The sequence below is a fragment of the Adlercreutzia sp. CNCM I-6207 genome, assembly GCF_977072305.1.
Genome location: NZ_CDRVLZ010000007.1, coordinates 78,285 through 92,305, shown reverse-complemented (window position 1 = coordinate 92,305; position 14,021 = coordinate 78,285). Strand labels below are relative to the sequence as shown.

At 67.2% G+C, this 14,021-nt stretch carries 14 protein-coding genes; all 14 read left to right on the top strand.

Annotation, left to right across the window (positions count from 1 at the left end):
- The 14 genes from ffh (at position 1) to ACW4QM_RS05240 (ending at position 13,919) form a co-directional block, all read left to right on the top strand.
- Complete coding sequence (gene ffh / locus ACW4QM_RS05305; protein WP_022740128.1) at positions 1–1,416, top strand: signal recognition particle protein; 1,416 nt, start codon at positions 1–3, stop codon at positions 1,414–1,416.
- Between the two features lie 294 nt (positions 1,417–1,710).
- Entirely contained in the window at positions 1,711–3,381 is a 1,671-nt protein-coding gene (locus ACW4QM_RS05300) for an ABC transporter substrate-binding protein (protein ID WP_161128078.1), read from the top strand.
- 185 nt (positions 3,382–3,566) lie between these two features.
- Positions 3,567–4,565 carry an ABC transporter permease gene (locus ACW4QM_RS05295; protein ID WP_161128077.1) on the top strand — a complete coding sequence of 333 codons (999 nt, stop codon included), beginning with the start codon at positions 3,567–3,569 and terminating at the stop codon, positions 4,563–4,565.
- Complete coding sequence (locus ACW4QM_RS05290) at positions 4,558–5,433, top strand: ABC transporter permease (RefSeq protein ID WP_114548762.1); 876 nt, start codon at positions 4,558–4,560, stop codon at positions 5,431–5,433. The genes ACW4QM_RS05295 and ACW4QM_RS05290 overlap by 8 nt, the downstream gene beginning before the upstream one ends.
- 9 nt (positions 5,434–5,442) lie before the next feature.
- The gene (locus ACW4QM_RS05285) at positions 5,443–6,435 is read left to right on the top strand and encodes an ATP-binding cassette domain-containing protein (RefSeq protein ID WP_114548763.1); all 993 of its coding nucleotides are present in this window, start codon (positions 5,443–5,445) and stop codon (positions 6,433–6,435) included.
- Positions 6,429–7,052 carry an ABC transporter ATP-binding protein gene (locus ACW4QM_RS05280; RefSeq protein ID WP_114548764.1) on the top strand — a complete coding sequence of 208 codons (624 nt, stop codon included), beginning with the start codon at positions 6,429–6,431 and terminating at the stop codon, positions 7,050–7,052. Before ACW4QM_RS05285 ends, ACW4QM_RS05280 begins: the two co-directional genes overlap by 7 nt.
- 123 nt (positions 7,053–7,175) lie before the next feature.
- The gene (gene rpsP / locus ACW4QM_RS05275) at positions 7,176–7,421 is read left to right on the top strand and encodes a 30S ribosomal protein S16 (RefSeq protein WP_022740122.1); all 246 of its coding nucleotides are present in this window, start codon (positions 7,176–7,178) and stop codon (positions 7,419–7,421) included.
- Between the two features lie 4 nt (positions 7,422–7,425).
- Positions 7,426–7,680, top strand: coding sequence for a KH domain-containing protein (locus ACW4QM_RS05270; protein WP_022740121.1), 255 nt, complete (start codon positions 7,426–7,428; stop codon positions 7,678–7,680).
- Positions 7,681–8,205 (top strand): ribosome maturation factor RimM, encoded by a 525-nt coding sequence (locus tag ACW4QM_RS05265; protein ID WP_161128076.1) that lies wholly within the window; start codon positions 7,681–7,683, stop codon positions 8,203–8,205.
- A gap of 59 nt (positions 8,206–8,264) precedes the next feature.
- Positions 8,265–9,089, top strand: a complete 825-nt coding sequence (trmD, locus tag ACW4QM_RS05260; RefSeq protein ID WP_161128075.1) for a tRNA (guanosine(37)-N1)-methyltransferase TrmD — start codon at positions 8,265–8,267, stop codon at positions 9,087–9,089.
- 46 nt (positions 9,090–9,135) lie between these two features.
- The gene (gene lepB, locus ACW4QM_RS05255; protein ID WP_117283974.1) at positions 9,136–9,750 is read left to right on the top strand and encodes a signal peptidase I; all 615 of its coding nucleotides are present in this window, start codon (positions 9,136–9,138) and stop codon (positions 9,748–9,750) included.
- A gap of 18 nt (positions 9,751–9,768) precedes the next feature.
- Complete coding sequence (locus ACW4QM_RS05250) at positions 9,769–10,917, top strand: glycine--tRNA ligase subunit alpha (protein ID WP_232325685.1); 1,149 nt, start codon at positions 9,769–9,771, stop codon at positions 10,915–10,917.
- A gap of 3 nt (positions 10,918–10,920) precedes the next feature.
- The gene (gene glyS, locus ACW4QM_RS05245) at positions 10,921–13,008 is read left to right on the top strand and encodes a glycine--tRNA ligase subunit beta (RefSeq protein ID WP_161128074.1); all 2,088 of its coding nucleotides are present in this window, start codon (positions 10,921–10,923) and stop codon (positions 13,006–13,008) included.
- A complete protein-coding gene (locus ACW4QM_RS05240) occupies positions 13,008–13,919 on the top strand; it encodes a pyruvate, water dikinase regulatory protein (protein ID WP_161128073.1) in 912 nt (303 codons plus the stop codon). The genes glyS and ACW4QM_RS05240 overlap by 1 nt, the downstream gene beginning before the upstream one ends.
- Positions 13,920–14,021 lie beyond the last annotated feature (102 nt).

Below are 14,021 nucleotides of genomic sequence, written 5' to 3'. Positions count from 1 at the left end.
ATGCTCGAGAACCTCTCCGAACGCCTTCAGGGCATCTTCTCCGGCCTGCGCAGCAAGGGCCGCCTGACCGAGGACGACATCAACGCTGCCATGCGCGAGATCCGCCTGGCACTCTTGGAGGCCGATGTCAACTTCAAGGTAGTGAAGAACTTCGTCGCCCGCACCAAGGAGCGCTGCCTTTCCGCCGACGTGCTGGACTCGCTCACCCCGGCCCAGAACGTCGTGAAGATCGTGCTCGACGAGCTGACCGAGCTGCTCGGCCGCACCGATTCCCGGCTCGTGCTCTCAAGCCGCATCCCCAATGTCATCATGCTCGTGGGCCTGCAGGGCTCCGGCAAGACCACGGCGGCGGCCAAGCTCGCCTACCGGCTGAAGCAGGAGAATCACTCGCCGCTGCTCATCGCCGGCGACGTGTACCGTCCCGCGGCGGCCGACCAGCTACAGACGCTCGGCGACGAGATCGGCGTGCGGGTCTACCGCGGCGACGGGCGCGATCCGGTGGCCATCGCGCGCGAGGGCATCCAGGACGCCATCGACAACCTGCGCGACGTGGTCATCATCGACACGGCGGGCCGTCTGCACGTGGACGCCGACATGATGGAGGAGGCCCAGGCCATCAAGGACGCCACGCACCCCGATCAGATCCTCATGGTGGTGGATGCCATGACCGGCCAGGACGTCGTGAACGTCGTGGAGGCCTTCGCCGAGTCGGTCGACTTCGACGGCGTCATCATGTCGAAGATGGACGGCGACGCCCGCGGCGGCGGCGCCCTTTCCATCCGCGAGGTTACCGGCAAACCCATCAAGTTCATCTCCTCGGGCGAGAAGCCCGATTCCCTGGAGGTCTTCCACCCCGACCGCATGGCCAAGCGCATCCTCGGCATGGGCGACGTCGTCTCGCTCATCGAGAACGCCGTGCGCGTGCAGCAGGCCGAAGAGGAGGAGCTGGAGGCCGAGCGCATGATGCGCGGCCAGCTCACCTTGGACGACTTCCTCATGATGAACAAGCAGGTGCGCAAGATGGGCGGCGTTTCCAAGCTCATCAGCGCGCTGCCCGGCGGCGACAAAGCGCTCGGCTCGGGTCAGGTTGATGAAGGGGCACTCGACGCCATGGAGGTCATCATCAACTCCATGACCAAGGCCGAGCGCGCCAAACCGGAGCTTCTGAACGGCAGCCGCCGCGCCCGTATCGCCAAGGGCGCCGGCGTCACCGTCACCGACGTGAACCAGATGATGAAGAAGTTCAACGAGACGAAGAAAATGGTGAAGCAGGCCACCGCCGGCATGGAGCAGCAGGCCTCGCGCAAGGGCAAGAAGGGGAAGAAGGGCAAGCGCCGCCGCGGCCTGGGTATTCCGGGCATGGGCGGCATGTCCATGAGCGACCTCAAGAAGATCCAAGATATGATGGGACAGTAGTTTCTCCGCTGTTGACGGCCGAGACGCCCCTCTGGACGCTGTCGCGGGGTGGGGCTCCGTGCTCAAACAGCAATGGAGTGCACCGTATCGCCGCGGTTTGGAAGGTGATGCGCGCACTCCATTGAACTGCGCGCGGAACCCCGCCCCGCGACAGCGTCCCGCATTGGCGGGGTGCCGGCTATTTACCTTTCGCATCGGCCGTTCGTCTTACGAATCGAAATTCCGTAACACTGGTGGCTCGCCTATGGTATTGTTACGCATTGAAGAGACGTAACACCAACAGGAGGAGAAGCCATGGCCCTGACGAGAAGGAACTTCGTGCGTGCAGCGGGACTTGCCGGAGCGGCGGGGAGCGTCGCGCTTTTGGCGGGGTGCGCACGGGGAGCGGCAGACTCGGGCGCGAACGAACCTGTGGCTGCCGGCGCGGCGGGTGCCGGCGTCGGTCCCGACGGCGTAAGCCAGGTGGTAATCACCATGACGCCCTCCTCGGAACCGGCCGCCGGCTTCGATCCGCTCGTGGGGTGGGGGGCCGGCGAGCACGTGCACGAGCCGCTCATCCAATCGACGCTCATCGCCACGGACAACAACCTCGCCTTCGTGAACGATCTCGCCACCGATTACGGCTGCTCCGAGGACGGCCTCACCTGGACGTTCCATATCCGCGAGGGCGTGATGTTCACCGACGGCGTGCCGCTCACGGCCGAGGACGTGGCCTTCACCATCAACGGAATCGTGAACGGCGAAGCGGCCGAAGCGGATCTGTCCATGGTGGACGAGGCGCGGGCCGTTGACGCCATAACCTGCGAGATCGCCATGAAGCGCCCGAACAATGCGCTGCTGTACACGCTCGCCGTGGTGGGCATCGTGCCGGCCCACGCCTACGGGCCCGATTACGGTGAGCACCCCATCGGCAGCGGCCGCTATATGCTGGAGCAGTGGGATCGCGGCCAGCAGGTGATCCTGCGCGCCAACCCCGACTATTACGGCGAGAAACCGCTCATGGACCGCGTTGTAGTGCTGTTTATGGAAGAGGACGCGTCGTTGGCCGCCGCCCAGTCGGGCACGGCGGACGTGGCCTACACCTCGGCGGCGCTGGCCGGGGCGGTTCCCGCGGGTTACACGCTGCTCAACTGCGCTTCGGTGGACTCCCGCGGCATCTCGCTGCCCTGCAACCCCGCTGGCACCGATGTGACCGTGGAAGGCGACATGGTCTACGCCGGCGGCAACGACGTCACGAGCGATATCGCCGTGCGGCGTGCGCTCAATTACGGCATCGATCGCGTGCGCATGATTGAGCACGTGCTGGCCGGCTTCGGCCGGGCGGCCTACTCGGTGGGCGACGGCATGCCCTGGTCGAGCGATGCCATGCGCGTGGAAACCGACGTCGCGGCGGCCGAGCGCCTGCTGGATGCGGCCGGCTGGGCCCGAGGCGACGACGGGATGCGCGCCCGGGACGGGCTGCCCTGCGCTTTCGACCTGTACTACGCCGCCGGCGATTCTACGCGCCAGGCTTTGGCCTACGACTTCGCCGATCAGGCGACGGCCCTCGGCATCGCTGTCGAGCCGAAGGGGGCCAGCTGGGACGACATCTACCTGCGGCAGTACGCCGATCCGGTGCTGTGGGGCTGGGGTTCCAACTCGCCGGTGGAGCTGTTCGAGCTCACCTACTCCACCGGTTGGGGCAACTACGCCCAGTACATGAGCGACACGGTGGACGCGAACTTGGAAGCGGCCCAGGCGGCCCGCACGGTGGAGGAGTCCTATCCCTTCTACCGGGCCGCCCAGTGGGATGCGGCCACTGAGACTGGCGTGGCGCCGGAGGGAGCGGCCACCTGGGTGTGGCTCGCCAACGTGGATCACTTGTACTTCGAGCGCGAGGGGCTTATTGTGGCCGAGCAGAAGCCGCACCCCCACGGGCACGGGTGGTCTTTGGTGAACAATATCGACCAGTGGTCTTGGAGCTAAAACTATGTTGAACATCGTCGGACGCGAGCTTTGGGCAGTGCTCAGTCGCTCAGACAGTCCTCGCTGGTATCGAAGGCGACATGATTGCCTTTTCCCGTACTCGCTGCGCCTTCGATACCATCTGCGGAACTCGCTTTGTGAGCACCGCCCAAAGCTCGCTGCTGCGAGAGTAATGGGGTTGTGCCATGGCTAGGTACGTTGTGTCGCAGCTTGGGCGGTTCCTGCTGTTGATGGTGGCGGTGGCGGTGGTGACGTTCGCGCTGGTCAGTCTCTCGCCGGTGGATCCTCTGCAGGCCAACGTGGGGCAGGCGGCGCTCATGTCCATGAGCGAGGAGAAGCGGGCGGCGCTGGCGGCCTACTGGGGAGCCGACACGCCCATGTTCGAGCGCTTCCTCGCTTGGGCCGGCGACCTTCTGCATGGCGATTTGGGAATGTCCCTGCGCTACAACGCGCCCGTGGCCGAGGTCATCGCCTCGCGGGCGGCCAACTCGCTCGCCCTCATGGGGGTGGCGTGGGTCGCCTCCGGCGTGCTCGGTTTCGTCCTGGGCGTGGCGGCGGCCCCGCGCGAGGGGCGGCTGCTCGATCGCTTCGTGCGCGGCTACTGCTTCGTTCTGGCCGCCTCGCCGACGTTTTGGGTGGGGCTGCTTTTGCTCATGGTGTTCTCCGTGTGGCTCGGGTGGTTCCCCCTCGGCTTCTCGGTGCCCGTGGGAGTGGCGGCCGTCGATGTCACCTTCGCCGATGCGCTGCATCACATGGCGCTGCCGGCCATCACGCTATCGGTGGTGGGGGTGGCCAACGTGGCGCTGCACACCCGGGCCAAGGCCATCGATGTGCTGAACAGCGACTACGTCCGCTTCGCCCGGGCCCGCGGCCTCACGCGGCGCGAGGCGCTCATCCGCCACGGCTTGCGCAATCTGGCGCTCCCGGCCATCACGCTCCAGTTCTCCCAGATCGCCGAGATCTTCGGCGGCTCGGTGCTTGTGGAAGAGGTGTTCAGCTATCCCGGTCTCGGCCAGGCCGCCGTCACGGCCGGCCTCGGGGGAGACGTGGCCCTGCTCGCCGGCATCGCCCTTGTGTCGGCGGCGCTCGTGTTCACAGGGAACTTGGCCGCGAACCTCATCTACGGCCTGGTGGATCCTCGTATGCGCCCGGTGCGTCGGCAGAAGGAGGTCGCTGATGACTGATGCGGTTTTTGCCAACCAACCCCCCGTGCTCTCGGCGCCGCGGCGCCTTCGGTTGCCCAATCGCCGCCGTGCCTTCGCGCTCGCCCTGGGCGGGGCGCTGCTGCTGGCTGCCGTTGTGGTGGCCGGTCTCATGGCGGGGCCGGCCGCCCAGGCGACCGATTTCGCCGCCAAGAGCCTGCCCCCTTCGCTTTCGCACCCGTTCGGCACCGACTGGATGGGCCGCGACATGCTCCTGCGCACGTTGGCCGGCCTTTCCACCAGCGTGCTCGTGGGCCTCATGGCGGCTGTGGCCTCCTCGCTCATCGCGCTCGCGCTGGCGGCCGCGGCGGCGCTGGGCCCCCGCTGGGCCGACCATGCGGTCAGCTGGCTCATCGACCTCATGATGGGCATTCCCCACATCGTGCTGCTCATCCTCATCTCCTACGCTTTGGGCAAGGGGTTCTGGGGCGTCACCATCGGCGTGGCCCTCACGCACTGGCCGAGCCTCGCCCGCATCCTGCGCGCGGAAATACTCCAGTGCGCATCCTCCGATTTCGTCGCGGCCGCCGCCCGTCTCGGTGCGGGCCGGCTCGCCATCGCCGCACGGCACATGGTGCCCTATGTCCTGCCGCAGTTCGTCGTGGGGCTCGTGCTGCTGTTTCCCCACGCCATCCTTCACGAGGCGGCCATCACCTTCCTCGGCTTCGGGCTGCCGCCGGAGATGCCGGCCATCGGCATCATCCTCTCCGAGGCCATGGGCTACCTGTCGGCGGGGCTGTGGTGGCTCGCGGTGTTCCCGGGGCTGGCGCTTGTCGTCTGCGTCATGCTGTTCGATGTGGTGGGAACGAGCCTGCGCAAGCTCGTCGATCCGGCCTACGCCCAGGAATAGGAGGGGAGTATGGAAGAGAAGCCTGCCGTCGCCCACGAGGCCGTCGATCACGGTGCTCAGCCGGTGCATCATCACCACTCCCACGCGGCCACGTCGCGCCACGGGCACGGCCATCACCTGCTGACGGTGGAGGATCTCTCCGTGTCGTTTCTCATGTACGATGAAGAAGCGGCGGCGACGAGGGCGCAAGGGGATTCGCGCGCAGATCGGGGACGGCTGGGGCGCTATTTGGACGCGCCCCAGCGGGAGGTGGAGGTCATCCGCTCCCTGAGCCTTTCCGTGCACGAGGGGGAGATCGTCGCCGTGGTGGGCGCCTCGGGCTCGGGCAAGACGCTTCTGGCCGACGCGGTGCTGGGCCTGTTCGAGTCCAACGCGCTCGTGCGCGGGCGCATCTGGTTCGACGGCCGTCCCATGGACGCGGCGGCCCTGGCCGCCGAGCGCGGGCGCGGCATTGCCCTTGTGCCCCAATCGGTGGCAAGCCTCGATCCGCTCATGCGGGTGGGGCGCCAAGTGGAAGGCATGCCGCGGGGACGCGGTGCGGCCCGGCGCGCCGATGCCGCCCGCCGCCGCGCCCGGCGCGCCGAGTTGTTCGCCCGCTACGGCCTTGCCGAGGAGGTCGCGCGCCTGTACCCCCACGAGCTCTCCGGCGGCATGGCCCGACGCGTGCTTCTGTGTTGCGCGCTCATGGACGCGCCAAAGCTCATCATCGCCGACGAGCCCACGCCCGGCCTCGATCTGTCGCTGGCCCAGGCGGCGCTTGCGGATTTCCGCGCCTTTGCCGACGCCGGCGGCGGCGTCATGCTCATCACCCACGACATCGAGCTGGCGCTCACCGTGGCCGATCGCGTCGCCGTCTTCCGCGACGGCACGGTGGTGGAGGAGACCTCGGTCGCCGCCTTCGCCTCGCCCGATACCCTGGGCCACCCCTTCACCCGTCAGCTCTGGCACGCCCTGCCCGAGCACGGATTTGTCGTGCCCACCGAAGGAGGTCCGCTATGTTAGAAGGCCGGCACCTCTCCGTCGCCTTCGACGGTCGTCCCGTTCTCGATGACGTCTCCCTCGCCGTTGCCTCCGGCGAGCGCGTGCAGCTGGCCGCGCCTTCCGGCACCGGTAAGACGACGCTCTGCCGCGTGCTGGCGGGCTATCTGGCGCCCCGGACGGGCGAGGTGCTCGTCGATGGCTCCCCGCTGCCGAGGCGTGGCCCGTGCCCGGTGCAGCTCATCGGGCAGCATCCGGAGCTGACGTTGGATCCGCGCATGCGCATGGCGGCGAGTCTCGCCGAATGCGGCGCAAGTGAGGAGGAGCTGGGCCGTCTGCGGGAGCTTTTGGGTATCCGCGACGCATGGCTTTCGCGCTATCCCCATGAGCTGTCCGGCGGCGAGATGCAGCGCTTCTGCATCGCCCGGGCCCTCGGCGCGCACCCGAGCTATCTCATCGCCGACGAGGTCTCCACCATGCTGGACGCCGTGACCCAGGCGCAGATCTGGCGGGCGCTCGTCGCCGAGGCCGAGGCGCGCGCCATGGGCCTCATCTTCGTCTCCCATTCCCCGGCCCTGGCCTTCCGCCTCGCCACCCGCGTGGTGGAGTTGCCAGCCGTTCCGGGTGCCGTCCGTGGATAGTTCGTGGATGGGCGCTTGCCTTTCCTGCGCTCAAGCCGTAATATAAGCAATTGCTGTTTTCGCCGCACTGTGCGAGCAGTGCTTGCGTATAGAGAATGAAAGTACAAGAAGGAGTTCCATTTCATGGCAGTCAAGATTCGCCTCGCTCGCCACGGCGCCAAGAAGCGCCCGTACTACCGCATCGTCGTCGCCGATTCCCGCTCTCCGCGCGACGGCCGCTTCATCGAGGAAGTGGGCCGCTACAACCCCTGCACCCATCCGCACCTGATCCAGTTCGACATGGAGAAGGTCGACCGCTGGATCGCCGACGGCGCCCAGCCCACCGATCGCGTCGCGAAGCTGCTGACGATCGCCCGCGAGAACGCCTAGCACCATGGCCGATCTCACGGAAGACCTCGCCGGCCTTACCGACGCCATCGTCCGTCCGCTCATCGACGAGCCCGATGCCCTGGACATCACGGCCGCCGAGACCGAGGACGGCAACATCATGGTGGAGATCCGCGTGGCCGCCGACGATGCCGGCAAGGTCATCGGCCGTCAGGGCCGGGTCATCAAGTCCATCCGCACCCTGGCCCGCGCCGCCGCGTCGAAGTCGGGCAAGCTGGTCGATGTGGAGCTCATCGACTAAATGCGCGGCTGGATGTCCATCGCCTATCTGGCGAAACCGAAGAATTTGAACGGAGGGCTCGTCGCACGAGGTGCGTCGGGCCTTCCCTTTGTGCTGCACCCCGGTCTCACGCTGGCCGTCGTGCCGCCTCAGCTGGACGCGCCCCGCACGCTCACCGTGAGTGAGGTGACGGAACGGGCCGAGAACGAGGCGCTCGTTTTCTTCGACGAGGTGTCCGATCTGAGCAGTGCCGAGCTTCTTGCCGGCTGCGAGCTTCTGGCTCGCGAGGAGGACATCGACGCCTCGGTGTTGGAAGAGGCCGAGGCGCTGCCCGCCTGGGAGGGCTGGTCGGTGCACGACGAGCGCGCGGGATACGTGGGCGAGGTCGTGGAAGTCGCCGAGCGCGCGACCCAGCCTTTGCTCACGGTGCGCCGCGCCGAGGGGGGAGAGGCGCTCATCCCGCTGGTGGACGAGTTCATCGTCGATGTGGACGAGGACGACCGCCGCATCGATGTGTCCCTGCCCGCCGGCCTGCTCGATCTGTAGGACGCCCCGCGCGTCGTCTTCTTTCCGCCCGTCCGCGCCACCCATCGACAGGGGATCCTATGCTCATCGAAACCCTCTCCACGTTCCCGCATATGTACGACTCGGTCATGGGCGAGTCCATGATGAAGCGCGCCCAGGAGAAGGGCATCTTGGAATTTCGCGCCCACGACCTGCGCGACTGGACTCACGACCGCCACCGCACCACCGACGACGACCCCTACGGCGGCGGCGCCGGCCTCGTCATGAAGTGCGACCCCATCTTCGAGGCGGTAGAAGCCATTCTGGGAAAAGAGTTCGTGGAAGCGAAACTTGCTGCAGCTCCGCCCCAGGGGGAGTCGCAACAACGTTCTTCCGCAGCCCCTCAAATCGTCTTCCTAGCCCCCCAGGGCCGCCCCTTCGACGACGCCTACGCCGATAAGCTCGCCGCCGCCGACCACCTGCTGTTCATCTGCGGCCACTACGAGGGCATCGACGAGCGCGTCTACACCCTGGCCGACCACGTTATCTCGCTGGGGGACTACGTGCTCACCTCCGGCGAGCTGGCCTCCATGGTGGTCATCGATGCCGCGGTGCGCAAGCTGCCCGGCGTGCTAGGGGCGGCCGAAGGCCCCGTGGACGAGTCCTTCACCAGCGGCCTTCTGGAATATCCCCAGTACACACGCCCCGCCGACTTTCGCGGCATGAGGGTCCCCGAGGTGCTCACGAGCGGCAACCACGCCGCCATCGCGCGTTGGCGCCGCGAGCAGTCCCTCGCCCGCACGGCCGCCGCCCGCCCCGACCTCATCGCCGCCGCCGAGGCCGCGGGCCGCCTTACCCCCGCTGACCAGAAATTTTTGAAGTTGTTGGAACCAGCGCCGACGGGCGCGGCCGAAGGGGTATCATAGCGTTTCCGACAATTGTGAGAGCAAACGTGGAAGGGGCATCGCGAAGATGTACGACAACGGCTATGGGACCGACCCTTACGGCTACCAGCCGCAGCCCCAGCCCCGTCCCTCGCGCGCCTCGAGCTTTCTGCGCACGGTGCTCTCCGTGCTCGTGCTCGTGGTTCTCGTGGTGCTGCTCTCCTGGGGGCTGCGCACCTTCGTCTTCCAAGCCTACGAAATCCCCTCCGGCTCCATGGAGGAGACCATCATGCCCGGCGACATGGTCTTCTCCGAGAAGATCACCTACTACGGCAGCGACCCGGCGCCCGGCGACATCGTCACCTTCCAAGACCCCGATCCGGAGCAGGGCGGCCGCATCCTCATCAAGCGCGTCATCGCTGTGGGCGGCCAGACCGTCGATCTGCGCGACGGCCGCGTCTATGTAGATGGCGTGCTGCAGGACGAGCCCTACACCCGCGGCGAGCCGTCCTACCCGCTGACGCCCTACTACGGGCTTACCATCGACTACCCCTACACGGTGCCCGAAGGCGGCCTGTGGGTCATGGGGGACAACCGCACCAATTCCCAGGATTCCCGTTACTTCGGCGCCATCAAGGAGTCGAGCGTCACGGGAAAGGCGATATTCATCTACTGGCCGCTGACCGACGTCGGCCCGCTGTAATTCGAGCAAAGGAGACCCATGGCACCAGACACTGCCGAGAAGGTCGGGAAGGCGACGCCCCCCACCTTCCAAGACGTCATCATGAACCTGCAGCGCTACTGGGCGAGCACCGGTTGCGTGGTGCTGCAGCCCTACGACAACGAGGTGGGCGCCGGCACGAACGCCCCGGCCACCACGCTGCGCTCGCTGGGGCCCGACACCTGGCGCACCTGCTACGTGCAGGGCTGCCGCCGTCCCACCGACGGCCGCTACGGCGAGAACCCCAACCGCGGGCAGTTCTACTACCAGTTCCAGGTGCTCATCAAGCCCTCGCCGGACAACATCCAGGATCTGTATCTGGGCTCTCTTGAGGCCATCGGCATCGATATCTCGGCCCACGACGTGCGCTTCGTGGAAGACGACTGGGAGAGCCCGACGCTGGGCGCCTGGGGCCTGGGCTGGGAGATCTGGATCGACGGCATGGAAGTGACCCAGTTCACCTACTTCCAGCAGGTGGGCGGCTTCGAGTGCGACCCGGTGCCCGTGGAGATCGCCTACGGCCTGGAGCGCCTCACCATGTTCGTCCAGGGCGTCGACAACATGTACGACATCGTGTGGGCCCGCGGCGACGACGGCGTGGTGTTCACCTACGGCGACGTGTACCTGGAGAACGAGCGCGAGTACTCCGCGTTCAACTTCGAGGTGGCCGACACCGAGTTCCTCTTCCAGGAGTTCGCCGATCGCGAGGTGGAGTGCCTGCGCACCCTGAAGGCGTCGCTCCCGCTGCCGGCCTACGACTCGGTGCTGAAGTGCTGCCACGCCTTCAACCTGCTCGATGCCCGCGGCGTCATCTCCGCCACCGAGCGCATGGCCTACATCCTGCGCGTGCGCACGCTCGCCAAAGCTTGCTGCGCGTCCTACATGAAGAACGTCGTGGGAATGGACGTGGACACCTCCGATTTGGACGCCCTGCTCGCCGACGTGCCCGACCCGCTGGCGAAGCCGGCTGTCGAGGAAGCCGCCGACGTCGTGCCGGCGTGCCCCGAGCCCGCCTCTGGCGGCGGGTGCCCCGGCGCCGCGGCCGCTGCGGGCGATCGCTCCGAGCGCGCCTTCGAGTTCGTGACCATCGCCGAGGACGCCGTCTCCGCCCCGTCCGAGTCGTCCGATCCGTCCGAGAAGGAGGCCTAGAAGATGTCCGATACCGCAACCCTCGCCTTCGAGATCGGCACCGAGGAGATCCCCGCCTTCGATTTGAAGCGCGCCACCGAGCAGCTGGCCGAGCTCGTGCCCGCGGCTCTGGATGCCGTGCGCATCCCCCATGGAGAGGTGGCCATCTACACGAGCCCGCGCCGCCTCATCGCCATCGTGACCGACGTGGCCGCCCGAACCGAGGCTTTGGAAGAGGTCTTCCGCGGGCCCGCCGCCAAGATCGCCTTCGACGAGGCGGGCAACCCCACCAAGGCCGCCATCGGCTTCGCCCGCGGCAAGGGGCTCGACGTGGACGCGCTCGAGCGCCGCGACGAGAACGGCACCGAGTACGTCTACGCCGTGCGCCAGGTTCCCTCCCAGGATGTGGCGGCCCTGCTGCCCGAGGTGCTGCGCGGCGTCATCGACGGCATCTCCTGGCCGAAGTCCTGCCGCTGGGGCACCACGACCGAGATGTTCTCGCGCCCGGTGCGCTGGCTGGTGGCGCTTCTGGGTAACACGGTGATTCCCGTGGAGTACGCGGGGCTCGTTGCCGATCGCGAGACGCGCGGCCATCGCTTCCTGGCCCCCGGCCCGCACACCGTGGCCTCGGCCGACGACCTCGTGTCCGTGGTGGAGGGCGCCTTCGTCGTGCCCACCCAAGAGGCCCGCGAGGCGGTCATCCGCAAGGGCGTGGCGGCCATCGAGGCGGCCACCGGCTTCACCGCCGATTTGCCGGCCAAGACGCTCACCGAGGTCATCAACCTCTCCGAGTATCCCACCCCCATGGTGGGCACCTTCGACGAGGAGTTCCTGAAGGTTCCCGAGGAGATCATCGTCGACGCCATGCTCATGCACCAGCGCTACTTCCCGCTGTACGACGCCGATGGCAAGCTCACCAACAAGTTCATCATCGTCTCCAACGGCGACCCGGCCCACGAGGACACCATCGTCGACGGCAACGAGCGCGTGGTGGCCGCCCGCCTCTACGACGCGAAGTTCTTCTACGACGAGGACTTGAAGCTGCCGCTGGATGCCTACGTCGATCGCCTCGATGAAGTGGTCTTCCAGGAGGCGCTGGGCACCATGCGCGACAAGACCGCCCGCGTGGTGAAGCTGTCGGCCCGCATCACGTCGGCCGCCGGCATCGAGGCCGCCGAGATGCGCGACATCGCGCGATCGGCCTACCTGGCCAAGGCCGACCTGGTGACGAGCGCCGTCATCGAGTTCACGAGCGTCCAGGGCATCATGGGCAGCTACTACGCCACCGCCGCCGGCGAGGCGCCTCGCGTGGCCCGCGCCATCGCCGAGCACTACCGCCCGCGCTTTTCCGGCGACGCCATCCCCGCCGACATCGTCGGACAAGTGGTGGCGCTCTCCGACAAGATCGACACCATCTGCGGCCTGTTCGCCGTGGGCCAGGCGCCCACCGGCTCCTCCGATCCCTTCGCCCTGCGCCGCGCCGCCCTGGGCGTGCTGGCCATCCTGGAGGAGACGGGCCTGCCGATCAGCCTGGTGGAGACCATCGACGGCTCGCTCATCATCTACCGCGAGGCCGGGCTTCAGTTCGACAACGCCGAGGTGCGCCGCGAGATCATCGACTTCTTCATCACCCGCGAGAAGGTGGCCCTGCGCGATGCCGGCGTGAAGGCCGACACCATCGACGCCGTGCTCGCCTGCGGCATCGAGGAGCCGATCGTGCTTGCCCGCCGCGCTCGGGCTCTGGAGGCCGCCCGCACCGAGAATCCGCAGGTCTTCGACGACTTGGCCACCGCCTTTGCCCGCGCGAACAACCTGCGCGAGATCGGTCTGGGCACCGGCTACAAGAAGGCCGAGCTCACCGCGGTGGAAACGGCGCTCGCCGAGGCCGTGGCCACTGCCGAGGGCAATGTGGCCGCCGCTCTCGCCGACGACCGTTACGCCGACGCCCTCGTTGCCCTGGCGGCCCTGCGCGCGCCGGTGGACGAGTTCTTCGACACCACGATGGTCATGGACGAGGATCTGGACGTGCGCGCGAACCGCCTGAAGCTTCTGAACCGCTTCGCCAACGTGTTCGCCCATGTCGCCGACTTCTCCCAGATGGCGAAAAAGTAATGCACAACAAGACGCCGGCTGAGCGCGCGGCTCGCGTGCCCACCATCCACATCATCTCCGATTCCATCGGCGAGACGGCCCAGGTGGTGGCGCGGGCCGCCGCCGCCCAGTTCGGCGTCACCAATCCCCACCTGGAGATATTCTCGAAAGTGAGAAGCTTCGAGGAGGTGCGCGGCTACCTCCTCGGCCACGCGCGTCACCACGCCGAGGTGCTCGGCGACGATCGCATGCTCGTCATGTACACCCTCGTGAACGCCGAGATCCGCGAGCCCTTGCAGGTCTTTCTGGCCGAGCATCCCAACATCGTGGCCGTCGACGTGCTCACCTCCGCCGTTGCCGCCGTCTCGGAGATGAGCGGCATGGAGCCAGTGGGCAAGCCCGGCATGCTGCGCGTGGTCGACCACAACTACTTCAAGCGCATTGGCGCCTTGGAGTTCACTATCGCTCATGACGACGGGCAGAACCCCGAGGATCTCACGAAGGCCGACATCGTGCTTTTGGGTGTGTCCCGCTCCTCGAAGACGCCGCTTTCCATCTACCTGGCTCAGCAGGGGCTGCGCGTCGCCAACGTGCCCCTGGATCCTACCACCGAGCCGCCGTCGCAGATCTTCGATGTGGACCGCACGCGCCTCTTCGGTCTCATGATCACGCCGGAGGTGCTGCTCGATATTCGGCGCAAGCGCATCAAGAAGGCGGCGGGCAAGGCCGGCGGCGGCCAGTTCGCCATGCTCGCGAAAAACTACGCCGATCCGGAGTACATCTACCGCGACTTGGAGGCCAGCCGCGCCCTCATGCGCCGTTTGGGCTGCATCGTCGTGCACACTGAGGGCCGCGCCGTGGAGGAGACGGCCCAGGAGATCCTGCGCTACTACGAGCGCAGCCACCCCTCCAACACCGACATCATCGACTAGCTGCAGCGGTTCCGCCCCCGGCCGGCTGCTCGACTTTGTTCCCAATGCTGGTCAAAAAAGTGGCGGAAACTGCTTTTGCGGAGGCTTGGGGGCAGGTTCTGG